We start from the raw sequence: 21,522 nt of genomic DNA, 5'->3' as shown, positions 1-21,522 counted from the left end.
AAAGATTTACATATTTATTTTCAATCACCTGCAATTGTTAAGACGCATTTAGCTGGTGCGTCCAGCCCGCTATCTTTACAATTCCTTGCATTAAGCATAGTCGGGAGTAGGTCGTGGGAAAGTTTGATGCCGTTATTATTGGTGCAGGTGCCGCAGGAATGTTCTGTGCAGCGATGGCTGGACAGGCAGGTAGCCGAGTGCTGCTTATTGATAACGGTAAAAAACCAGGCCGTAAAATCCTGATGTCGGGTGGCGGGCGTTGCAACTTTACTAACCTTTATATCGAACCTGCCGCCTATCTCAGCCAAAACCCTCATTTTTGCAAATCTGCTCTTGCGCGTTATACGCAGTGGGATTTTATCGACATGGTCGGTAAGCACGGTATCGCGTGGCATGAGAAAACCCTTGGCCAACTTTTCTGCGACGACTCAGCACAGCAAATCGTCGACATGCTGGTTGCAGAATGTGACAAAGGGCAAGTCACTATCCGCCTGCGCAGCGAAGTGCTGGGCATAGAACGTGATGAAAACGGCTATACCATCCAATTAAATGGCGACAGCGTGCAAGCGGCAAAATTGGTCATCGCAACGGGTGGACTTTCCATGCCGGGCCTTGGGGCAACGCCTTTTGGTTATAAAGTTGCCGAGCAGTTTGGTTTGAATCTGCTGCCAACGCGTGCGGGCCTGGTGCCATTTACCCTGCATAAACCGCTACTCGAACAATTACAGGTATTGTCTGGCGTTTCTGTGCCGTCGGTTATCACCGCTGAGAATGGCGTGAGTTTCCGTGAAAGTTTGCTGTTCACCCACCGAGGCTTGTCTGGCCCTGCGGTATTGCAGCTTTCCAGTTACTGGCAGCCTGGTGAGTTTGTGAGCGTTAACTTACTTCCTGATACCGATCTGGACGCATTGCTGAACGAACAGCGCACCAGCCACCCGAACCAAAGCCTGAAAAACACTCTGGCGATGGTGTTACCAAAACGCCTGGTAGAGTGCCTGCAACAACTTGGGCAAATTCCCGATGTCACGCTTAAGCAGCTTAACGTGCGTCAACAAAGTGAGCTGGTTGAAACCCTGCAAGCCTGGCAAGTGCAGCCTAACGGCACCGAAGGTTACCGTACCGCAGAAGTCACGCTGGGTGGGGTGGATACTAAAGAACTCAGTTCACGCACCATGGAAGCACGCAACGTGCCGGGCCTTTATTTCATCGGTGAAGTGATGGACGTAAGTGGTTGGTTAGGCGGGTATAATTTCCAGTGGGCCTGGAGTTCAGCCTGGGCGTGCGCTCAGGATTTGGTCGGTCAATGACCACCGTTACGGCTGCGTTATCTTCAAACCGGGCATTCCATTATGCGCCGTTTCGCAATTTGTTTTTTGCTCGTCTTCTCACGGTGCTGGGCAATGGGATCGCACCGATTGCGCTGGCATTTGCCGTGCTCGATATGGGCGGAACAGCCGCTGATTTAGGCATTGTCATTGCAGCACGTTCAATCTTTAACGTCGCTTTTTTATTGCTTGGTGGCGTGCTCGCCGACCGTTATTCCCGAAGCAAAGTGCTGCTCTATTCATCCGTCATCGCCGCCATATCTCAGGGAATTGTCGCCTGCCTGGTGCTGGATGGGTCTGCAACGATAACTCTGCTGGCGGTGCTGGGAGCCATAAATGGCGCGGCAGCGGGTACTTCTTTACCGGCCTCGCAAGCCATGGTTCCACAAACCGTTCCGGTACATGCTTTGCGAGAAGCCAACGCCCTCATCCAGTTGGGTATCTACGGCGGCACGGTGATTGGTGCCTCGTTGGGTGGCCTGCTTACCAGTGTGACGGGGCCGGGTTGGGGGCTAGTCGTGGATGCTTTAGGCTTTGCCGCCTCGGCACCGCTTTACCTGATGATCCGCGCCACCTTTGCACAGCCTCAGGGTTCGCACTCAAACATTTTGCAGGATTTAAAAGATGGCTGGGCGGAGTTTATTTCGCGCACATGGGTCTGGGCAATCGTGGTGCAATTTACCATTGTTAATGCGGCATTCAGCGGTGTGATGATGGTGCTCGGCCCGGTCGTTGCGGACGCCACATTCGGCCGTGCCGGGTGGGGGATGGCTATCGCTGCGCAAAGTGTTGGCTTGATTGCCGGCTCTTTTATTGCGCTTCGCTGGCGGCCACGACGCGATTTGTTAATCGGCACTATGCTGGTGATCTTTTGTGCCGGCCCGATTGTTATCCTGGCGCTGCTCCCGTCGACGACATTTCTAATGGCGGCATTCTTCGTAGCCGGGGTCGGTTTTGGGTTGTTCGGTGTAGCCTGGGCGCAGTCACTGCAAACGCACATTCCGCCAGACAAACTCGCGCGCGTGTATGCCTATGACGCACTCGGGTCATTCGTGGCTATTCCAATTGGTGAGCTTGCCGCAGGCCCACTTGCGATGCACTACGGCAACACTCAGGTTTTACTTTACTCAGCCGCAGCCGTTGTTCTTGCCACCATTGCTGTGTGCTTTACACCCGCGATTTGGGCGCTCGATAATTCAGCGCAAGTAAAGCCGCACCTGAATTAAACCGCCTGGTTTTTCACCAACGCCTGGCCCTTATTCAGCAAGTAGGGGCGCAAATAACCCACGGTGTTAGACAGCGGCAAGACATCTTCATGCAATTTAATATTGAGTACCTCATCGAGATACTTGCGGCGTGCCGATATACGCTGCCATAGCGCCGGGTAAAGCGTGGCGAGTTGCTGGCGCAAAGATTCATCGGCAAGGGCAATGGTGTCTTCGATGCTCGCTCCCGCGTAACCTTTACGTGATGGGATGATGTCGATTTGCAGCAACATTCCGCTGGATAAAGCGATATCTGATGCCGGGTAAATCGGCGAGCACAGCCACTCTTCATCGGCAACCAAATGGCCGGGGTTGAGGTGCCAGTGGTATTCGGTTTTAGGCAAAACACGCTCAATCAGTTCATAGACTTCGTGGCCCTTCACACCGACGTGCATATACTCAAGCCAGGCGACGACCGCGCGATAATACGGAATGGCGACCACATCAAGATAATCACTGACCTCAGCATGAAGCTCGTCAGCCTGGCTGACGACGTATGCCGCACGGCTGGTTAAACCGCCTTTATAACTGACCGTTAACGAGAATTTGTCACCCCTCTGAATCTGTTTATCGGAGGGATACAAATTGGCATTCTCAAAACGATCACCCGTCGCGGCAATGGTCACCACATTATTGGCTTGCCCTTCGGCGGCCAGCAGCGCGGCAATCGACTTTTCCGTTTTACCCAATTCAACGGCATTAAGCGCGGTCAGTGCGGCACTCGATGCCAGGTTTGCACCGTATTCATAATGGGCGATTTCATTGGCGTTATTGATAATCCGGGCACCATTGCGCGGCGAAATAAACAGACTGGTGGCGTTGAGCAGCTCACATTCGCAAGTAAGTGCGGCCTGCAGCGCCTGAAAAATAAAGGTCGGGATATCAAACAGTGACGTGTTGTTATCGTTGTTGCCGGTGAAAAGTTTCCAGCCAGCGATCCCCACTCGTTGCTGCCCGTTAAGCCCGGCTTGTTGCAGTACTTCGCTCAGGGAAAGTGAGGTATCCATTGGCTGGTTCGGCAGTGAGAACCACGGAGCATGAACCACATTCGCGGGCGTTCTGGAAAACTGCGCCAGCTTGAGGTTTTCATTACCGAGAACCAGCACCGCCTCGCCGTTTTTATGCAGCACCAGCAAGCCTTCTTCAAAGCGCGGAATGAAATCGGTCAGATACTCAAAATTCCCGCCGTGCTCTTTATCGGCATAAACGACTAACGAATCGAGCTTCTGCTGCGCCATACCCTGAAAAATTTTGCGGCGGCGCGCCTCAATTGTCGGGTCGTTTAGCACAACACTCGGAACGTTCAGGTAAATCTCTGGCTGCTTAATGGCGGCCAGCGTGATGGTGGTTTGCGGCATGGGTGAGTCTCTCCTTTTTCTTTTCCCGGGTGAACATTAACGTACCACCCGGCAAACGAAGAACCTACCCCGGCAAGCGGGATTTGGGCCGCCCCTGGCCGAGCAACACCGCAAGTTTTGCACCGCCCTGAGTCGTTTCCATTAAAATTTTGCATACGCTGGTGAGCGGTACGGACAGAAGCATCCCCACCGGGCCCAGCAGCCAGCCCCAGAACAGCAACGACAGAAACACCACGAAGGTCGACATGCCAAGGCCGCGCCCCATCATGCGTGGCTCGAGAATATTCCCGAGCACCATATGAACGCTCAGGAACAGCACACCAACCAAAATCATTTCATAGGTGCCGTTAAACAAAAATGCCTGAATCATTGGTGGAATGGCGGAAATAACCGAACCGATATTGGGGATGTAATTCAGCAAGAACCCCAGCACGCCCCACATCAGCGCAAATTGCACGCCCAGCAATTCGAGGCCGAGCCAGATAATCAGCCCGGTCCACAGGCTGATCAGCGTTTTTAGCGCCAGATAATGGGTCACGCCTTTGAGCGCACGGTGCAGGCTGGCGATATGAATTTTCGGGTTGGAAAGGGCGAAGCGCAGTTTGTATGGAACGTGGCGTACCTCGAACAGCATAAATACCACCGTCATCACCAGCAGCAGAATGCTGGCCATCGCGCCGGAAAGCCCGGTCATCAGCGTGGTGGCGTAAGACATCACTTTCTCAGAGTCCATACGCTGCAACATGCGCTCGGGTGATAATCGCAGATGCATAAAGGGCAGCATCTTTTCGAGCTCAAACACTTTTTGCGTCAGCATCTTGTTGTATTTCGGCAGCATATCGACGAATTCAGACATGGATGCCGCCAGCACACCCACCAGTATCGTCAGCACAACCAACATCGCAAATACGACTATCGAGATAGCCAGCGGACGGTTCACTCCCCGGCGGATAAACCACGTCACTAACGGGTTAAGCACAATGGCAAAAAAGAGTGCCAATAATAGCTGGACGATAATGTCTGCCGCAGCATGGATCCCGGCAAGAATAATCACCAGCGCTGAAAGCTTTATTAGAATATGTAGCCCGGTTTTATCGGGTTCTGGAGAAAGCATGGGAAAATCCTGTATACGAGGGATCTTCTAAGTGTAGCGTTTCGTTTGTTTCGCACCCGCAGGGCGAGTCTGAAAGTCTGTTGCTGAAATGTGAAACCTTACGTGTATATACTGGGGAATGCTGTTTTAAAAGTGAATACCCATGCCTGACCTCACACCCGCCCCCGCATTAAGCAGTTTCCAACTCAATCTACAGATTGTTTCTGTCGTGATGTTCAACTTTGCCAGCTACATGACTATTGGCCTGCCACTGGCAGTTTTGCCAGGTTACGTTCACGACGTGATGGGTTACAGCGCCTTTTGGGCGGGGCTTGTGATAAGCCTGCAATATTTCGCCACGTTGCTCAGCCGCCCACACGCCGGGCGTTATGCCGACATTCTTGGCCCGAAAAAAATCGTTATCTTCGGTTTATGCGGCTGCTTCCTCAGCGGGGCGAGCTACATGCTGGCAGCGTTTGGTAGCGCCTGGCCGTTGGTGAGTCTGGTATTGCTCTGTATGGGGCGCGTTATCCTCGGGATTGGGCAGAGTTTTGCGGGCACCGGCTCAACGCTGTGGGGTGTTGGCATGGTTGGTTCGTTGCACATTGGGCGGGTTATCTCCTGGAACGGGATTGTAACGTACGGCGCGATGGCGATGGGTGCACCGCTGGGCGTGTTGTTCTATCACCTTGGCGGGCTGAAATTACTCGCAGGAATCATTATGGCGGTGGCGTTGGTCGCCGTGCTGCTGGCATTGCCACGCCCGGCGGTGAAAGCCAGTAAAGGCAAACCGCTGCCGTTTCGCGCGGTGCTGGGGCGCGTCTGGCTATACGGAATGGCGCTCGCACTTGCGTCTGCCGGTTTTGGGGTGATCGCAACGTTCATCACACTGTTTTATGACGCCAAAGGCTGGGATGGTGCAGCCTTCGCATTAACACTCTTTAGCTGCGCGTTTGTTGGCACTCGCTTACTTTTCCCGAATGGTATTAACCGGCTTGGCGGCTTGAATGTGGCGATGATTTGCTTCTCAGTCGAGATTATTGGCTTGCTGCTGGTGGGCTTTGCGGGCGAACCTTGGATGGCAAAAGTGGGGACTTTCCTGACGGGCGCGGGCTTTTCCTTGGTGTTCCCGGCGCTGGGCGTGGTGGCGGTGAAAATGGTGCCGCAGCAAAATCAGGGTAGCGCCCTTGCGACTTACACCGTGTTTATGGATTTATCGCTGGGCATTACCGGCCCGCTTGCAGGGTTCGTGATGGCTTATGCGGGAGTTTCGGTGATTTATCTGGCTGCGGCGGCGCTGGTTTGTATCGCGCTACTGATGGCGTGGCAGTTAAAAAAACGGCCCCCGGTTGAGCAACCGGAGGCCGTTTCATCATCACAGCAGTAATTATCGAAAAACAGTTACTTGATGGTGATGGTATTTATGATGTTTTCAGCAGCAGTTTGCGCCAGTTGCTGATTATCAGCAGGCAGCGTAATTTGCATAGTTAACAGTTGGTTATCAAATTTACCCAGGATAACAGACGAGTAAGCCGTCTGGCCTTTGGCAGAGATAATGCTGTCTAACTGTTGCAGCGTTTGGCCTTTAATCTCGATAGATTTGTTGGTCACAACTTGCAACTGCGGGTCACGAGCACGCTGTTGATCTTCAAGGCGTTTCGCTAAAGCTGCCAGGTCGTCAGGGGTGTTATCGCCGACAATAACAATCACCGCTTTCTGACCAGATGCATCAGAATAAACGTGCATATTGTTCGCCTGAGTGCCCAATTTACCGCTCTGGTCGGTCATATCGGCAGGCAGTGCAAAGCTAATTTTGCCGTCCAGCAAGCTAACCGGCTGGCCAGCTGCGCTGCTTTCCGCCGCTGCATCCGTTTTGGCCGTTTTGCTATCACTGTTATCGCAAGCGGCCAGGCCTAATACCAGCAGGCCAATACCGACATATTTTACCAGGTTACCCATGACTTCTTCCTTTACGTTAGCAAGCCTTTGCGGCCGATCTCATCATCTTATCACAAGATAATTCAACCACCGTCAACCCGGCTGTAACGCCGAATTTTCAGACTTATCTGCCAGACGTTTCAACAACATATTCAGCAAAACGCCGTACATCGGCAGGAAGAAGACAATGCTGATTAACACTTTAAAGCAGTAATCTACGGTGGCGATTTCGACCCAATGCTGCGCCATAAAAGCGTCCGGGCTGCGCCAGAAAGCAATAAAGAAGAAGGAAAGCGTGTCGCTGATATTACCGAAAAGCGTGGATGCCGTTGGCGCGAGCCACCAGTACTGGCTTTGGCGCAGGCGGTTAAACACGTGTACATCCAGAATCTGCCCCAACGCGTAAGCCATAAAGCTGGCGACAGCGATACGGGCAACGAACAGATTGAAGTGCAGCAATGCTTCGAACCCTTGCCAGGTGCCCATATAAAACAGTGCAGAAATGGCGTACGAAATTATCAGTGCGGGCAGCATCACAGCAAAAATAATGCGGCGTGCCAGCGGTGCACCAAAAATGCGTACTGTCAGGTCGGTTGCGAGGAAGATAAACGGAAAGCTAAACGCGCCCCAGGTGGTATGGAAACCAAAAACCGAGACCGGTAATTGCACCAAATAGTTACTGGAAGTGATCACCAGCAAATGGAATAGCGATAGCCAAAACAGCGCTTTAGTGCGCTGAGTAGAATTGAACTGCGTCATTTTGTAGCCTTTTTAGTGAAAGGGGTGAGGGAACCCTGGTCTTTTTTGAAGCGGGGGCGATGATACTGCTTTAGTCCCGCTTTGCAATGGTTAATTTTAGCGCAATCGTTCACGTGACTTGCACGATAATCTACCGGGCGTAAACTATCGCGGTTTGTTAAATTCGAGACCGATGATGACCGATCTTTTTTCCAGTCCTGACCACACTCTTGATGCCATGGGCCTGCGTTGCCCGGAACCCGTAATGATGGTGCGCAAAACAGTCCGCAATATGCAGGCTGGCGAAACGCTGCTGGTTATTGCTGATGATCCCGCGACCACGCGCGACATCCCTGGATTTTGCATTTTCATGGAACACGAACTGCTTGCTAAGCAAGTGGAATCATTGCCTTACCAATATCTGTTGCGTAAAGGCCAGTAACGCCGCGCCAGCCCTTTGCTCCCCGCTTTGGGCTTCTGAACCCTCTTTGCATCTCTAATGAACCCCAATTTCATTTTTTGTCGCTTTTTGTGAAGTGCTTCACCCACGCTTTTCTCCACATAGTCTAATTTTTAAACGACAAATTAAAACATTGTTTTACTTCCTACCTCATATTTCTACCTCTGCTGGAGCGACACAATGAAGAAGACCTTTCTGCCTGCTTTTGCTGGTTTATGTCTGTCTACCGCGTCAGTTCTGTTTGCACATTCTGCTATCGCGCAAGTGATTAAAGCTGCCGACGTTCACCCGGAAGGTTATCCGAACGTGGTTGCGGTTCAGCACATGGGCGAAAAACTCAAACAAGAAACCAACGGTGATTTAGAAATTAAAGTGTTCCCAAGCGGCGTGCTTGGCGATGAAAAACAGATGATTGAACAGGCGCAAATGGGGGCTATCGATATCATTCGCGTTTCGATGGCACCGGTTGCGGCAATCCTGCCAGATGTTGAAGTCTTTACCTTGCCATATGTGTTCCGCGATGAAGACCATATGCACAAAGTGATCGACGGCGATCTGGGTAAACAAATTGGCGACAAGCTGACTAACAACCCGAAATCCCGCCTGGTCTTCCTCGGCTGGATGGACTCCGGTACACGTAACCTGATCACTAAAAACCCGGTGGTGAAGCCTGAAGATCTCAAAGGCATGAAAATCCGCGTTCAGGGTAGTCCGGTAGCACTCGCAACACTTAAAGACATGGGCGCCAACTCGGTCGCCATGGGGGTGAGCGAAGTGTATAGCGGGATGCAAACCGGCGTTATCGACGGTGCTGAAAACAACCCGCCGACGTTTATTGCCCACAACTACATGCCAGTTGCCAAAAATTACACCTTGAGCGGCCACTTCATCACGCCAGAAATGCTGCTTTATTCCAAAGTGAAGTGGGACAAATTAACGCCTGACCAGCAGCAAAAAATCCTTACCCTGGCGCGTGCTGCACAAATGGAACAGCGTGAACTGTGGAATGCTTACAACAAACAAGCGCTGGAAAAAATGAAAGCCGGTGGCGTTCAGTTCCATGAAATCGACAAAGCCTGGTTTGTGAAAGCGACTGAGCCGGTTCGTAAAGAGTATGGCGATAAGCACCAGGACCTGATGAAAGCTATTGCTGACGTTAAGTAACTATTGTCGCTAACGCATTTGTGGAGGGCATCTTATGTCCCAACGCTACTCAGACTTGATGGATAAAGTTTATTTGCTGGCGATGGTTATTGCCGGGCTGTCTCTTTTGGTGATGACCATCATTATACCGATTGGGATTTTCTCTCGTTACGTTCTGAACCGTGGGGAATCCTGGCCAGAACCGGTAGCAATAATCTGCATGGTGACCTTCACGTTCATCGGCGCGGCGGTCAGTTACCGCGCCGGTTCACACATTGCGGTGAATATGCTGACAGACCGCCTGCCGCTGGCGGCGCAGACCTTTTGCGCACGTATCGTCGATTTGCTGATGCTGCTCATCTCACTGGTGATGTTCTATTACAGCTTCTATCTGTGTGCCGATTTATGGGAACAGCCTGTTGCCGAATTCCCGGTTCTCACTTCCGGTCAAACCTACCTCCCGCTGCCTGTCGGCGCGATTTTAATGATTCTGTTTGTTGTCGAGCGACTGCTGTACGGCTCTCAAGAGAACCGCCCAATCGTGTTGCTGGGTAATCACGGTTAAGACCAGGGGATAACATGGACGCATTTATATTATTAGCCACACTAGCGGTGCTGCTTGCAGTGGGAATGCCCGTGGCCTTTGCCGTTGGGCTAAGCGCCATTGTGGGGGCGTTATGGATAGATTTGCCGCTGGAAGCGATCATGATTCAAATCACCAGTGGGGTGAATAAATTTACCCTGTTGGCGATCCCGTTCTTTATTCTGGCCGGGGCGATTATGGCGGAAGGGGGAATTGCCCGTCGCCTGGTGAACTTTGCGTATATTTTCGTTGGCTTTATTCGCGGCGGCTTATCGCTGGTGAATATCGTGGCGTCCACTTTCTTTGGCGCGATTTCCGGATCGTCCGTGGCGGATACAGCGTCCATTGGCAGCGTGATGATCCCGGAAATGGAGGCAAAAGGTTATCCACGCGAATATGCTGCTGCGGTTACGGCGAGTGGATCGGTGCAGGCGATTTTGATCCCGCCAAGCCATAACTCGGTGATTTACTCGTTAGCTGCAGGCGGCACTGTTTCTATCGCAACGTTGTTCATTGCGGGCGTATTACCAGGGTTACTGCTCGGGGTCAGCTTGATGGTGATGTGCCTCGGGTTTGCCCATAAGCGCGGTTACCCGAAAGGTGAACGCATTCCCTTCAAGCAAGCGGTGAAGATTTTCTTCGATGCACTTTGGGGCCTGATGACGGTGGTAATCATCCTCGGTGGGATTTTGACCGGGGTATTTACCGCAACCGAATCGGCGGCTGTCGCCTGCGTTTGGGCGTTCTTCGTGACCATGTTTATCTACCGAGACTATAAGTGGAACGAACTGCCAAAGCTGATGTTCCGCACCGTAAAAACAGTCTCTATCGTCATGATTCTGATTGGTTTTGCGGCAGCGTTCGGCGCAGTCATGACTTACATGCAACTGCCGTCACGCATCACAGAGTTCTTCACGTCGCTGTCTGACAACAAGTACGTCATTCTGATGTACCTCAACGTCATGCTGCTGCTGATTGGCACCTTGATGGACATGGCGCCGATTATCCTGATCCTCACGCCGGTACTGCTGCCAGTGACAAATTCGCTGGGCATCGACCCGGTGCATTTCGGGATGATCATGATGGTGAACCTCGGCATCGGTTTGATTACGCCGCCGGTCGGTTCGGTGCTGTTTGTCGCCAGTGCGGTGAGTAAGCAGAAAATTGAAGTAGTGGTTCGCGCTATGCTGCCATTCTACGCCATGTTGCTGGTGGTGCTGGCTATGGTGACCTATATTCCGGCCGTTTCATTGTGGCTGCCGCATATGTTGGGCATGACGAGTTAAGTTGGCTGTCTAACCCTCGCCCCGGATGGGATGAGGGTTAGACAAACAACGCGGGAGAAATACCAAATCGCAGGGACAGCTTTCTGATGTGCTCAATAGTGAGCTGGCGTTCTCCACTTAGTACGCGTGACACCATTGATTTGCTGCCAATTTCTTGCTGAAAATCACTTTGATTCAACTGGTATTGATCCATCAACGTTCTGAGCACGGCAATGCCGGATGGCAGGGCATTCATTTGCTCACGAAAGGCGATAACCTCTGGCAGTTGGTTTTCATACTCAGAAATCTTCAGGCTGACTAAATCCAGCAGTGGGTTGGTTGGCTCATTGACCAGCAGATATTCCACCAATTCCAGTGCTTCCAGATACTCTTTCTCTCCAGTGTTACCCGCAAGAAATGGCACGGCAGTTTTCAGCGCTTCAGCGGCTTTCAGTGCATCTGCAATCATTTTTTCTTTCCCCGATGGGTTTCGGTAAATCTCATGTAATCCGCATGCGTCATGATGTCGCGAACATAGAATTTCTGGCTTTCAAAGAATATCAACGCGATTAGCCGCAACTCGTTGCGAGCAATATTGATGACATAGTGCTTATCGAGATACTTAAAATTATCAAGTGTTCGATAGACTTTCTTGAGTGATTCAGGTGTCGGGAAATGTCCTTTTTCTATAACTCGGGCCAGTATGAGAAGTTCTTGAGCGTGTTGGGGAAATCTTTCGCTGGCTTCACTCAATGCTCTTAGAGAGATTAAATGCATACTTCGTCCTGAAGTTGACTATCTGGCAACCAATATAGCCAGGGAGTTGCCAATACGTCAACTCCCTGGGGCCGAATACCAGTGTCTCAGATTCCTCAGTTTTCTATAGCTGCAAAGCCAATACCGTCGAGGATGCTCGCAATTTATTTTTTCCGCAGCAGTCGCAGAGCATTCGCGGTAACCAATGCAGTAGCACCCGAATCAGCCAACACCGCAAGCCACAGGCCGGTGATACCCAACAGCGTAGTCACCAGGAAAATCCCCTTCAAACCCAATGCGATAGTGATGTTCTGACGAATATTATTATGTGTTGCCCGCGCCAGCCCTATCATGTTGGCAAGCTCAGTCAGACGGTTGTGCGTGAGAGCTGCGTCTGCGGTTTCGAGTGCCACGTCTGTGCCGCTGCCCATGGCGATGCCGATAGTTGCAGCCTTCATTGCCGGAGCGTCGTTGATGCCGTCGCCAACCATAGCCAGCGGCGCACGGGCGTTGAGTTCATTCACCGCACTGACTTTGTCGGCAGGCAGCAGGCTTGCGCGATAATCCATCCCCAATTCCTGCGCGATGGCTGCTGCTGCACGCGGGTTATCACCCGTCAGCATCACACTCTGAACACCGAGGTTGTGCAGTGCCGCAACCGCCGTTTTTGCATCGCTGCGTAAGGTATCGCGTAATGCCAGAACGCCAAGTAACTGGCCTTGTTGTAACAGGGCAACCACCGTCTGGCCTTCGGCTTCAAGCTGAGTGATTCGCTGCTGCCAGGCCGCATCCAGCACGGTATTCGCGAGCTTACCCGGCGCGCTTAATAACAACGTTTCGCCATTAATTGTGGCTTCCACGCCAATACCTGCCAGCGCCCGGTGTGCAGTTGTGTCAGGCAATTCCAGATTGCGGTTTTGCGCTTCACGCACAATCGCCTGGGCAAGCGGGTGTGATGAGCCAAGCTCCACGGCAGCGGCCAGTGCCAGCAGGTCGTTTTCGCTAAGTTCACCATTGACTTCAATGGTGGTGACTTGTGGTTTTCCGGCCGTCAACGTGCCGGTTTTATCGAAAGCGATATGCTGAATTTTGCCGAGGCGTTCGAGAGCTGCACCGCCTTTAATTAACGCGCCACGGCGAGCTGCCGCTGCAAGTCCGGAGGTAATTGCTGCAGGGGTAGAAATCACCAGCGCGCACGGGCAACCAATGAGTAACAGTGCCAGCCCTTTGTAGATCCACTCGCCCCAGCTTTGCCCAAACAGCAGCGGAGGAATAACCGCTGCGAGCAGGGCAATTGCCATAATAATCGGCGTGTAAATTCGGCTGAAACGGTCAATAAAGCGCTCAATCGGCGCGCGGCGCTCATCGGCTTCTTCAATTAAACGCAGGATGCGGTCAATTGCGCTATCACCTGGTTCGGAAATGACTTCGAGCTGCACCAGTCTGTCGACGCTGGTGCTGCCTGCCGGGACTTTCTCATCTTGCTGACGTTCGACCGGAATCGACTCGCCGGTTAATGCGCTTTCATCGAAGCTGGCAAAAGGCGTTAGCAAGCGGCCATCAGCAGGCAAACGCCCACCGGCAGCAACTTCGATGACATCGCCCGGTCGTAAATCAGAGAGCGCGATGCTTTCACGTTCACCGTTACGAATACGAGTTGCGACTTCTGGTTTTAGCGCCATTAATGCGCTTACCCCACGGCGCGCGCGGCTGGCGGCGTAAGATTCCAGACGTTCACCAATTAAGAACAGCAGTAATACCATCGCGGCTTCTGCGGTCGCTCCGATAAACAGTGCGCCAATGGCAGCGACACTCATCAACGTTTCGATGGCAAACCAGTTACCGGTGCGCATCAGGCGCACGGCCTGGCGCGCGATCGGCCACAGGCCAACCAACGTGGTGGCGATGAATGCTATGTTGCCGAACGGATGGTTAAACTGCTCAAGCCCCCAGCTCAGCGCCATCATGACTATCAGTAAGATGAGCGGTAAATTTTCATGCCAGGCGGATGTTTTCGGTGCGGGGGCAGCACTGTTTCTCAGGTTGTAACCTGCGGCTTTCACGGCTTTTTCAACGTCGTCGCGAACATCGCGCTGCGCGGTGACCAGCAGTTTTTCTGTGCTGAACAGCACCTGGACGCGCTGCACATCGGCAATCTGTTTGACGGCGTTTTCAACTTTGCGGGCGCAAGCGGCGCAGTCCATGCCATCGACGAGCCAGCTATAACGTTCGCCGGTATCAGGCAGCATTTCTGTTTCAGGAGCTACAGTGGCGTTGCTACAGCAATCATTACCATGGCATGCGTCCGTTTTTATCGCCAACGGGCTGAGCTTTGCCTTCGCAAATTGTGGTGTTTTTGGGGAGTTGAGCATGCGCCCTCCTGGGTAATGATAATGTTCTCATTACGCATGTTACTCTCTGGAGTTGACTCCAGAGTCAAGAGGGAAATTTGAGGGGCGGTAAAAACCGCCCGCAAGGTCAAATATACAGCGCGCGGACAATCATAAAGTGCCCGGCAAAATAGCAGGCTGCGGCGATGGCGCTATCGCCTGTGAAGCGGCGGCGGTAATGGCTACCCAGCCAGACTATATTGCCCAAAAGCAGCAGTGTTGCGCCGATAAAGCCTGAGAAACTCGGACGCGTTGGCAGGAAGAAATAGAGCTCACCGGCCAGCCACACCATCACCAGCGTCATGCCGATAAACGTCAGAATCGGCCAACGGAAGGTTTCGAGGCGCGTCCAGATGACGGCGGTCAGTAGTGCACCAATAACCAGCAGAACCAGCGGCAAAGGCCAGAAGAAACTGAATGTCATTTGGCTGGCGAAATAGAGGGTATACAGTAGGTGCGACAGGAAAAATGCGCCGATAGCGTACAACATGCGCTGGGTTGGAAGCAGGGTGAGAGCGTCACCGAGCAGCGTTGCCGCAAGCCCCGCGAGGATCAAATAGCCAGTTGCGTTGAACATCGGCGCTTGCCAGGCCAGCAGTAATAAAAGCAAAAGGGTAACAGGTTTGAAGACCCAGCGTTGCCAGGTTGGCCCACGGTAGGAGGCATCAACGTACAGCCAACCGGAGAAGAATACGGCGATGAATGACCAAAGCATGGCATGTCCTTAGGGCATAAAATTAAAATTGAAAGCACGACGTTACTTATCTCAGTCTAGTGGTCAATGTCGGTGGGTGACAATGCCACGACGTGCAGGGTATTCTTAAAAGTGCCTGACAAATCGAGATAAATCTATGAGTAAAATGCCACTTTTCTTCATTGCTGTTGTTGCTGTCATCGTCGTGGCGGCATCGTTCCGCTTTGTGCAGCAGCGCCGTCAGAATGCTGAAAATGATGCGGCACCGGTGATGGAAAGAAGCGTGCTGGTGGCGACAAAACGTGAATTGCCAACCACCGATCGTCGTACACGACAGCGCCAGGTCACACCTGTCGAAGATACAATGCGTTATGAGGTTTGGTTTCGCCCACAAAGTGGCGGACTGGAGCTAAAAATGCGCGTGACGGCAGAGCAGTATCACTCGATGAGTGTTGGTGATGCAGGGACTTTGCAGTACAAGGGGACGCGCTTTGTGGGCTTCATCCCCGACTAATAACAGGCTATTTTATTTGCCATTTTTGACCAGGGCAGTGCTCGGAATCCTCACGTACTGCGTGTACGCTCCGGTTCCTCCGCGCTGTCCGTGTCCAAACTGGCTGCAACAATTACGCCTGGTGGCACCGCATTATGATTATTTACCCTGGCGGAGCTTCTTCTGCCAGACCAGCAGTTCAAATACCCCAAAGATAAAAATCTTAATTTGCTGAGCGCGACTGAGCGGCGGGCTGCCTTTTGGCTGAGTCGATTTCAGCAACGCTAACTGCATACCGTGCATCAGCACAGTGAAGATCAGCGCGACGTTAATGAAGATATTCAGCGGGCGCGGGAACGGATGGACAATATTTAGTAACAAAAATGCCCAGACGCCGAGCATCAACAATCGACCTATGTTAATCAGCATGACTCTGCTCCTTGAATTTCACGGCTATACAAACGATACGCGACCTGTCCCGCGACTTTTTCACGGTGCAAAGACCAGCTTACGGGCACCGCTGGCGTTCCGTTTTCCACTTCGCTTTCAACGTAAATCAGCGCTTCGTTAGCCAGCCAGCCATTACTTTCCAGTAAGGCTAATGTCTCTTCCAGCAAGCCTTTGCGGAATGGCGGGTCAACAAATACGATGCTGTGTGGTTCACCGGGCTGCGCCAGGAAATTAAGCGTGTTGGTGTTCACGACTTTTCCGTTGGTCGCTTTCAGCGTGGCGAGATTTTTTTGCAACTGCTGTGAAACGTTGCGATCCATCTCCAGCAATGTGGCACGGCTCGCGTAACGCGACAAGGCTTCAAGCCCCAATGCACCGCTTCCTGCAAAACAGTCCAGCACAGTGGCATCGACCATGGTGGGTGCCAGCCAGTTAAACAGCGTTTCACGCACTCTGTCCGTGGTAGGACGCAGGCCAGGGCTGTCTGGTACGGGCAGTTTGCGGCCGCGCCATTGGCCACCAATAATACGGATCTGGCCGGTGCCAGTAGATTGCGGTTTTTTCATGAGACTCACTGCGATGCAATTTCTTGCCGTCTAGTGTAACGGTGTGTGTAAGGCGGGGAAAGTGATAGACTAAGGCATTCATTAGATAATTATTTTCAGTGCCCGTGGCATGCTCAATCGGGCCTGTGCCATGAATTAACAGCGAGGGGTGTGTTCGCAAATGGCGAAAGAGAAAAAACGTGGCTTTTTTTCATGGTTAGGCTTTGGCCAGAAAGAGCAGGCTTCTGAACAAGAACCAGAACAAAAAGTAGCCGAAGAACAACCGGTTGCCGAAGAGATTGTTGAGCAGATTGTTGAATCTGAACAACCGCAAGCCGCTGACGAAACTGCACAACCAGAAGAGATTAAGCCAGAAGCACAAACCGAGATTCAGCCAGAAGTTTTACCTGAAGCTGAACCAGTTGTGCTTGAAAAGCATGAAGAACCTGAAGCCTTCGCTGAAGAGATCGTAGAAGTCACTGAAAAACTCGTCGAAAGCGAAGTGGCTGCGGTTGAACCGGAAATCATTCCAGAACCAGAACCAGAAGTTACCGCGCAAGCTGTGGTCGAACACGAAGAGTTGCCGGTTCCTGAAGAGATCGTCGCGTCAGAAGTGGCGCAGGTTGAATCATTAGAAGAGTGGCAGCCTGAGCAAGAACCTGTCGTATCTGAAACTGTTGTCGAAGCGGTCGTTGAAGCCGAACCGGTTATCGAGACTGAAGAACTTGTTGAACCTGAAGAGGTTGCAGTCGCTCCGGTTGAAGCTATCGTAGTTGAAAACGTCATTGTTGAAGATATTGCGGTTGAAGAAGTTGTTGTTGAAGAAGCTCCGGTAGAAGACGTCGTTGAAGAAGTTCCAGTTGCCGCCGCTATCGTTGAAGACGTTCCGGTGGACGTTGAGCCTGAAGAAACTCAGGCCGAAGAAATCCAACAAGAACAAGAGCGACCAACCAAAGAAGGTTTCTTTGCTCGCCTTAAACGCAGCCTGATTAAAACCAAACAGAACCTCGGTTCCGGATTTATCAGTCTGTTCCGCGGCAAGAAAATCGACGATGATCTGTTTGAAGAACTCGAAGAGCAGCTGCTTATTGCCGACGTGGGTGTTGAAACCACGCGTAAAATCATTACCAATCTGACAGAAGGCGCAAGCCGCAAAGAGTTGCGTGACGCAGAAGCGTTGTACGGTCTGCTGAAAGAAGAGATGGGCGAAATACTCGCGAAAGTCGATGAGCCGCTGAAAGTTGAAGGCAAAACGCCGTTCGTTATCCTGATGGTTGGCGTCAATGGCGTGGGTAAAACCACCACCATCGGTAAACTGGCTCGCCAGTTCCAGCAGGAAGGCAAATCGGTGATGCTGGCGGCGGGTGATACCTTCCGCGCCGCTGCGGTGGAACAACTGCAGGTGTGGGGCGATCGTAACAATATTCCTGTTATTGCTCAGCACACAGGGGCTGATTCCGCCTCAGTGATTTTTGATGCCATTCAGGCCGCAAAAGCACGTAATGTCGACGTCCTTCTGGCGGATACCGCTGGGCGTTTGCAGAACAAAGCGCACCTGATGGAAGAGTTGAAGAAAATTGTCCGCGTGATGAAAAAACTGGACGGGGATGCACCGCATGAGGTTATGCTCACCCTCGATGCCAGCACCGGGCAGAATGCGATTAGCCAGGCTAAATTGTTCCATGAAGCCGTTGGATTGACAGGCATTACGCTCACCAAACTGGATGGTACAGCCAAAGGCGGCGTGATTTTCTCCGTTGCCGATCAGTTTGGTATTCCGATTCGCTACATTGGCGTCGGCGAGCGTATTGAGGACTTGCGTCCGTTTAATGCGGGCGATTTTATTGAGGCACTTTTTGCCCGAGAGGATTAACCATGATTCGCTTTGAACACGTTAGTAAGGCCTATCTCGGTGGGAGACAAGCGTTGCAGGGAGTCACTTTCCACATGCAACCTGGCGAGATGGCTTTTCTGACCGGCCACTCTGGCGCGGGGAAAAGTACCCTGCTCAAGCTTATCTGCGGTATTGAGCGGCCAAGTGCCGGCAAGATTGCTTTTGGCGGCCATGATATTAGCCGCCTCAAGAGCCGCGAAGTGCCGTTCCTGCGTCGTCAGATTGGGATGATCTTCCAGGATCACCATCTGTTGATGGACAGAACCGTTTACGACAATGTGGCGATCCCGCTGATCATCGCGGGTGCCAGCGGTGAAGATATTCGCCGCCGTGTCTCGGCAGCACTCGATAAAGTTGGTCTGCTCGATAAAGCGAAAAGTTTCCCGATCCAACTCTCTGGTGGTGAGCAACAGCGCGTCGGTATTGCGCGTGCTGTTGTGAACAAACCCGCCGTGTTATTGGCGGATGAACCAACCGGTAACCTCGATGATGCACTCTCGGAAGGGATTTTGCGTCTGTTCGAAGAGTTCAACCGGGTGGGTGTAACCGTTTTGATGGCGACGCACGACATGGGGCTGATATCCCGCCGTAATTATCGCATGTTGACGTTAAGTGACGGCCATTTGCATGGAGGCCTGGCAGGTGAATAAACGCAGCGCGCTCAATCAAATAAAGCGCTTCAGCAACAAGCTGGATAAAATCAACTCGCTGAATAAGTTAGGGGATTTAGGTCGCTCGGTGAAAAAACGTGGCAAAGGGCCGCAGTCGAAAAGCAAATCTCTGAAAGGTGGCGTGAATGAGCAATTCCGCTACGCCTGGCAGGGTGCTATCCAGGATTTACGCAGCAAGCCATTAGCGACTTTTCTGACGGTGATGGTTATCGCCATCTCCCTGACGCTGCCTAGCGTGTGCTACATGGTTTACAAGAACGTGAATCAGGCCGCCACGCAGTATTATCCTTCCCCGCAAATCACGGTTTACCTCGATAAAGCGCTGGATGATAACGCCGCGCAGCAAGTGGTTGGCGCGATTCAGGCTGAAGAGGGCGTCGATAAAGTTAACTATCTTTCCCGTGACGAAGCGCTGGGTGAGTTCCGCAACTGGTCGGGCTTTGGTGGCGCGCTGGATATGCTGGAAGAAAACCCGCTGCCTGCTGTTGCCGTGGTTAACCCGAAACTCGATTTCCAGACCACCGACCACCTGAACACTTTGCGTGACCGCGTCGCCCGTATTAACGGTGTTGATGAAGTGCGTATGGATGACAGCTGGTTTGCACGCCTGGCGTCGCTGACGGGCCTGGTGGGCCGCGTAGCGGCGATGATTGGTGTGCTGATGGTCGCCGCGGTATTCCTGGTGATTGGTAACAGTGTGCGCCTGAGCATCTTTGCCCGCCGCGACACCATCAACGTGCAAAAACTGATCGGTGCAACGGACGGGTTCATCCTGCGTCCGTTTTTGTATGGCGGTGCGTTGTTAGGTTTCAGCGGGGCATTTTTGTCGCTGATCCTGACCGAAATACTGGTGTGGCGGTTGTCGTCTGCAGTCACCGAAGTGGCGCAAGTCTTTGGTACTAAATTTGATCTTACCGGCTTAGGGTTCGACGAATGCCTGCTGTTGCTGCTGGTTTCATCCATGAGTGGCTGGTTGGCTGCATGGATCGCAACGGTACAACATTTACGTCGTTTTACCCCACAGTAAAAATTTTTTGGTATACTTGTTCCCTGCTACGAAGTACCCGTCAGCAGGGGACACGCTCCCACCTCGGTTTGTGTTTCTCCTGCCCAGTTTCATAGCTCTGTCACATTTTGTGTGTAATATATGCACAGCTTTACAGTGAACTTGTGGATAACGTCACTGTCTGAGTTTACTGTGGATGGTACGGTCTGGCGCTTGACGTGTTGTCAGGTGCAGCATGGTGTAGCAACCTGTACGTTAGTCTTTAAGAGAGGGTTTGAATGACCAAAGAAATGCATAATTTAGCTTTAGCCCCTGTTGGTAACCTGGAGTCTTACATCCGGGCCGCTAATTCCTGGCCAATGTTGACGGCTGAGGAAGAGAAGGAGCTTGCTGAAAAGCTGCATTACCAGGGCGATCTGGAAGCAGCGAAAAGGCTGATCCTGTCTCACCTGCGCTTTGTTGTTCATATCGCTCGTAATTACTCGGGCTATGGCTTGCCGCAGGCTGACTTGATTCAGGAAGGTAACATCGGCCTGATGAAAGCGGTGCGCCGCTTTAACCCGGAAGTGGGTGTCCGTCTGGTGTCGTTCGCCGTGCACTGGATCAAAGCTGAGATTCACGAATACGTTCTGCGTAACTGGCGTATTGTGAAAGTGGCAACCACTAAAGCACAACGTAAGTTGTTCTTTAACCTGCGTAAAACTAAACAACGTCTGGGTTGGTTCAACCAGGACGAAGTGGAAATGGTCGCCAACGAGCTGGGGGTTTCCAGCAAAGATGTCCGTGAAATGGAATCTCGAATGGCGGCGCAGGACATGACGTTCGACATGGGTAACGACGACGATTCAGACAGCGCGCCAATGGCTCCTGTGCTGTTCTTACAGGATAAGTCTTCTAACTTTGCCGATGGCATTGAAGACGACAACTGGGAATCGCACGCGGCTGATAAACTCAGCGACGCTATGCTGGGTCTGGACGAACGTAGCCAGGATATTATCCGTGCCCGTTGGCTCGACGAAGACAACAAAAGCACGCTGCAAGAACTGGCCGACCGTTATGGCGTTTCCGCCGAGCGCGTCCGTCAGCTTGAAAAGAACGCGATGAAAAAACTGCGCATGGCCATCGAAGCGTAAGTTATTCAGCCAGACAAAAAAAACCGCCTTTCGGGGCGGTTTTTTTATGCCCGTCACTTTCCTTCCCTATTGTGAAAAAATTGTTATTCCAAAAGCCGCAAATTCGGGTATGTTTTTAACTCTGAGTGCGGCGAAGGCACACGCGGTATTCGTCAATTAAAAATAAAATCGTGCCAAAACAACACAACAAATACCCATTAGCATTCGAGTTGCAGGTAGGCGGCCAGGGAGCTTATCCCGATGAGCTTACTAAGGTAAGTGATTCGGGTAAGTGAGTGCAGCCAACACCCCTGCAGCTTGAAGGATGATGGGTAAATACCAA

22 protein-coding genes are annotated in these 21,522 nt (G+C 52.1%); 12 read left to right on the top strand and 10 right to left on the bottom strand.

Annotated features, from left to right (window positions below; all coding sequences use genetic code 11):
* Window positions 1-113: 113 nt before the first annotated feature.
* The gene (locus tag M975_RS18400; protein WP_064561327.1) at window positions 114-1,307 is read left to right on the top strand and encodes a BaiN/RdsA family NAD(P)/FAD-dependent oxidoreductase; all 1,194 of its coding nucleotides are present in this window, start codon (window positions 114-116) and stop codon (window positions 1,305-1,307) included.
* Window positions 1,304-2,551 (top strand): MFS transporter, encoded by a 1,248-nt coding sequence (locus tag M975_RS18395; RefSeq protein ID WP_064561326.1) that lies wholly within the window; start codon window positions 1,304-1,306, stop codon window positions 2,549-2,551. The genes M975_RS18400 and M975_RS18395 overlap by 4 nt, the downstream gene beginning before the upstream one ends.
* On the opposite strand, the gene M975_RS18390 is transcribed toward M975_RS18395, so the two are convergent.
* Window positions 2,548-3,948: a M24 family metallopeptidase gene (locus M975_RS18390; protein ID WP_064561325.1), complete on the bottom strand. Its 1,401-nt coding sequence runs from the start codon at window positions 3,946-3,948 to the stop codon at window positions 2,548-2,550. The two genes, M975_RS18395 and M975_RS18390, sit on opposite strands and share 4 nt — an antisense overlap.
* A 64-nt stretch (window positions 3,949-4,012) precedes the next feature.
* Entirely contained in the window at window positions 4,013-5,062 is a 1,050-nt protein-coding gene (locus M975_RS18385) for an AI-2E family transporter (RefSeq protein ID WP_064561324.1), read from the bottom strand.
* A gap of 142 nt (window positions 5,063-5,204) precedes the next feature.
* On the opposite strand from M975_RS18385, the gene M975_RS18380 reads away from it, so the two are divergent.
* Complete coding sequence (locus M975_RS18380) at window positions 5,205-6,428, top strand: MFS transporter (RefSeq protein WP_064561323.1); 1,224 nt, start codon at window positions 5,205-5,207, stop codon at window positions 6,426-6,428.
* Window positions 6,429-6,442: 14 nt separating this feature from the next.
* Here M975_RS18380 and M975_RS18375 read toward each other — a convergent pair whose 3' ends face one another.
* Window positions 6,443-7,000, bottom strand: coding sequence for a DcrB family lipoprotein (locus M975_RS18375; protein WP_064561322.1), 558 nt, complete (start codon window positions 6,998-7,000; stop codon window positions 6,443-6,445).
* Window positions 7,001-7,072: 72 nt separating this feature from the next.
* Window positions 7,073-7,738 carry a 7-cyano-7-deazaguanine/7-aminomethyl-7-deazaguanine transporter gene (locus tag M975_RS18370; RefSeq protein WP_064561321.1) on the bottom strand — a complete coding sequence of 222 codons (666 nt, stop codon included), beginning with the start codon at window positions 7,736-7,738 and terminating at the stop codon, window positions 7,073-7,075.
* 175 nt (window positions 7,739-7,913) lie between these two features.
* Between M975_RS18370 and tusA the strand changes: the two genes are divergently transcribed.
* The 4 genes from tusA (at window position 7,914) to M975_RS18350 (ending at window position 11,189) form a co-directional block, all read left to right on the top strand.
* Entirely contained in the window at window positions 7,914-8,159 is a 246-nt protein-coding gene (gene tusA / locus M975_RS18365) for a sulfurtransferase TusA (protein WP_064561397.1), read from the top strand.
* A 198-nt stretch (window positions 8,160-8,357) separates the two neighbouring features.
* Window positions 8,358-9,341, top strand: coding sequence for a TRAP transporter substrate-binding protein (locus M975_RS18360; protein ID WP_064561320.1), 984 nt, complete (start codon window positions 8,358-8,360; stop codon window positions 9,339-9,341).
* 34 nt (window positions 9,342-9,375) lie between these two features.
* Window positions 9,376-9,885, top strand: a complete 510-nt coding sequence (locus M975_RS18355; protein ID WP_064561319.1) for a TRAP transporter small permease — start codon at window positions 9,376-9,378, stop codon at window positions 9,883-9,885.
* Window positions 9,886-9,899: 14 nt separating this feature from the next.
* Complete coding sequence (locus tag M975_RS18350) at window positions 9,900-11,189, top strand: TRAP transporter large permease (protein ID WP_064514654.1); 1,290 nt, start codon at window positions 9,900-9,902, stop codon at window positions 11,187-11,189.
* Between the two features lie 37 nt (window positions 11,190-11,226).
* On the opposite strand, the gene M975_RS18345 is transcribed toward M975_RS18350, so the two are convergent.
* The 4 genes from M975_RS18345 to M975_RS18330 all read right to left on the bottom strand — a co-directional run bounded on the left by M975_RS18345 (window position 11,227) and on the right by M975_RS18330 (window position 15,029).
* Window positions 11,227-11,637 carry a helix-turn-helix domain-containing protein gene (locus M975_RS18345; RefSeq protein WP_064561318.1) on the bottom strand — a complete coding sequence of 137 codons (411 nt, stop codon included), beginning with the start codon at window positions 11,635-11,637 and terminating at the stop codon, window positions 11,227-11,229.
* Window positions 11,634-11,945: a type II toxin-antitoxin system HigB family toxin gene (locus M975_RS18340; RefSeq protein WP_064561317.1), complete on the bottom strand. Its 312-nt coding sequence runs from the start codon at window positions 11,943-11,945 to the stop codon at window positions 11,634-11,636. The genes M975_RS18345 and M975_RS18340 overlap by 4 nt, the downstream gene beginning before the upstream one ends.
* A 143-nt stretch (window positions 11,946-12,088) precedes the next feature.
* A complete protein-coding gene (gene zntA / locus M975_RS18335; RefSeq protein ID WP_064561316.1) occupies window positions 12,089-14,296 on the bottom strand; it encodes a Zn(II)/Cd(II)/Pb(II) translocating P-type ATPase ZntA in 2,208 nt (735 codons plus the stop codon).
* A gap of 106 nt (window positions 14,297-14,402) precedes the next feature.
* Window positions 14,403-15,029, bottom strand: coding sequence for a lysoplasmalogenase (locus M975_RS18330; protein WP_064514650.1), 627 nt, complete (start codon window positions 15,027-15,029; stop codon window positions 14,403-14,405).
* A gap of 136 nt (window positions 15,030-15,165) precedes the next feature.
* On the opposite strand from M975_RS18330, the gene M975_RS18325 reads away from it, so the two are divergent.
* A complete protein-coding gene (locus tag M975_RS18325; RefSeq protein WP_064561315.1) occupies window positions 15,166-15,522 on the top strand; it encodes a DUF2500 domain-containing protein in 357 nt (118 codons plus the stop codon).
* A gap of 138 nt (window positions 15,523-15,660) precedes the next feature.
* Here M975_RS18325 and M975_RS18320 read toward each other — a convergent pair whose 3' ends face one another.
* The gene (locus M975_RS18320) at window positions 15,661-15,930 is read right to left on the bottom strand and encodes a DUF1145 family protein (protein WP_064561314.1); all 270 of its coding nucleotides are present in this window, start codon (window positions 15,928-15,930) and stop codon (window positions 15,661-15,663) included.
* Entirely contained in the window at window positions 15,924-16,517 is a 594-nt protein-coding gene (rsmD, locus tag M975_RS18315; RefSeq protein ID WP_064561313.1) for a 16S rRNA (guanine(966)-N(2))-methyltransferase, read from the bottom strand. Before rsmD ends, M975_RS18320 begins: the two co-directional genes overlap by 7 nt.
* A 160-nt stretch (window positions 16,518-16,677) precedes the next feature.
* Between rsmD and ftsY the strand changes: the two genes are divergently transcribed.
* The 4 genes from ftsY to rpoH all read left to right on the top strand — a co-directional run bounded on the left by ftsY (window position 16,678) and on the right by rpoH (window position 21,200).
* Entirely contained in the window at window positions 16,678-18,369 is a 1,692-nt protein-coding gene (ftsY, locus tag M975_RS18310; protein ID WP_064561312.1) for a signal recognition particle-docking protein FtsY, read from the top strand.
* Between the two features lie 2 nt (window positions 18,370-18,371).
* Entirely contained in the window at window positions 18,372-19,040 is a 669-nt protein-coding gene (gene ftsE, locus M975_RS18305; RefSeq protein ID WP_064542330.1) for a cell division ATP-binding protein FtsE, read from the top strand.
* On the top strand, window positions 19,033-20,088 hold the full coding sequence (gene ftsX, locus M975_RS18300; protein ID WP_064561396.1) for a permease-like cell division protein FtsX: 1,056 nt from the start codon (window positions 19,033-19,035) through the stop codon (window positions 20,086-20,088). Before ftsE ends, ftsX begins: the two co-directional genes overlap by 8 nt.
* A gap of 257 nt (window positions 20,089-20,345) precedes the next feature.
* The gene (gene rpoH / locus M975_RS18295) at window positions 20,346-21,200 is read left to right on the top strand and encodes an RNA polymerase sigma factor RpoH (protein ID WP_064561311.1); all 855 of its coding nucleotides are present in this window, start codon (window positions 20,346-20,348) and stop codon (window positions 21,198-21,200) included.
* Window positions 21,201-21,522 lie beyond the last annotated feature (322 nt).

This window comes from Buttiauxella brennerae ATCC 51605, assembly GCF_001654925.1.
Lineage (GTDB): Bacteria > Pseudomonadota > Gammaproteobacteria > Enterobacterales > Enterobacteriaceae > Buttiauxella > Buttiauxella brennerae.
Note: the sequence above shows the minus strand (reverse complement) of the source record. Positions and strands in the feature narration are given on the sequence as shown.

What these genes read in the sequence shown, in the direction of transcription:
- rpoH (WP_064561311.1), top strand. Translation starts at nt 20,346, where the DNA reads ATGACCAAAGAAATGCATAATTTAGCTTTAGCCCCTGTTGGTAACCTG.
- ftsE (WP_064542330.1), top strand. Translation starts at nt 18,372, where the DNA reads ATGATTCGCTTTGAACACGTTAGTAAGGCCTATCTCGGTGGGAGACAA.
- M975_RS18395 (WP_064561326.1), top strand. Translation starts at nt 1,304, where the DNA reads ATGACCACCGTTACGGCTGCGTTATCTTCAAACCGGGCATTCCATTAT.
- M975_RS18350 (WP_064514654.1), top strand. Translation starts at nt 9,900, where the DNA reads ATGGACGCATTTATATTATTAGCCACACTAGCGGTGCTGCTTGCAGTG.
- M975_RS18330 (WP_064514650.1), bottom strand. Translation starts at nt 15,029, where the DNA reads ATGCTTTGGTCATTCATCGCCGTATTCTTCTCCGGTTGGCTGTACGTT.
- M975_RS18355 (WP_064561319.1), top strand. Translation starts at nt 9,376, where the DNA reads ATGTCCCAACGCTACTCAGACTTGATGGATAAAGTTTATTTGCTGGCG.
- M975_RS18370 (WP_064561321.1), bottom strand. Translation starts at nt 7,738, where the DNA reads ATGACGCAGTTCAATTCTACTCAGCGCACTAAAGCGCTGTTTTGGCTA.
- M975_RS18380 (WP_064561323.1), top strand. Translation starts at nt 5,205, where the DNA reads ATGCCTGACCTCACACCCGCCCCCGCATTAAGCAGTTTCCAACTCAAT.
- ftsY (WP_064561312.1), top strand. Translation starts at nt 16,678, where the DNA reads ATGGCGAAAGAGAAAAAACGTGGCTTTTTTTCATGGTTAGGCTTTGGC.
- M975_RS18345 (WP_064561318.1), bottom strand. Translation starts at nt 11,637, where the DNA reads ATGATTGCAGATGCACTGAAAGCCGCTGAAGCGCTGAAAACTGCCGTG.
- M975_RS18320 (WP_064561314.1), bottom strand. Translation starts at nt 15,930, where the DNA reads ATGCTGATTAACATAGGTCGATTGTTGATGCTCGGCGTCTGGGCATTT.
- M975_RS18340 (WP_064561317.1), bottom strand. Translation starts at nt 11,945, where the DNA reads ATGCATTTAATCTCTCTAAGAGCATTGAGTGAAGCCAGCGAAAGATTT.
- M975_RS18325 (WP_064561315.1), top strand. Translation starts at nt 15,166, where the DNA reads ATGAGTAAAATGCCACTTTTCTTCATTGCTGTTGTTGCTGTCATCGTC.
- M975_RS18390 (WP_064561325.1), bottom strand. Translation starts at nt 3,948, where the DNA reads ATGCCGCAAACCACCATCACGCTGGCCGCCATTAAGCAGCCAGAGATT.
- zntA (WP_064561316.1), bottom strand. Translation starts at nt 14,296, where the DNA reads ATGCTCAACTCCCCAAAAACACCACAATTTGCGAAGGCAAAGCTCAGC.
- tusA (WP_064561397.1), top strand. Translation starts at nt 7,914, where the DNA reads ATGACCGATCTTTTTTCCAGTCCTGACCACACTCTTGATGCCATGGGC.
- M975_RS18360 (WP_064561320.1), top strand. Translation starts at nt 8,358, where the DNA reads ATGAAGAAGACCTTTCTGCCTGCTTTTGCTGGTTTATGTCTGTCTACC.
- M975_RS18375 (WP_064561322.1), bottom strand. Translation starts at nt 7,000, where the DNA reads ATGGGTAACCTGGTAAAATATGTCGGTATTGGCCTGCTGGTATTAGGC.
- M975_RS18385 (WP_064561324.1), bottom strand. Translation starts at nt 5,062, where the DNA reads ATGCTTTCTCCAGAACCCGATAAAACCGGGCTACATATTCTAATAAAG.
- rsmD (WP_064561313.1), bottom strand. Translation starts at nt 16,517, where the DNA reads ATGAAAAAACCGCAATCTACTGGCACCGGCCAGATCCGTATTATTGGT.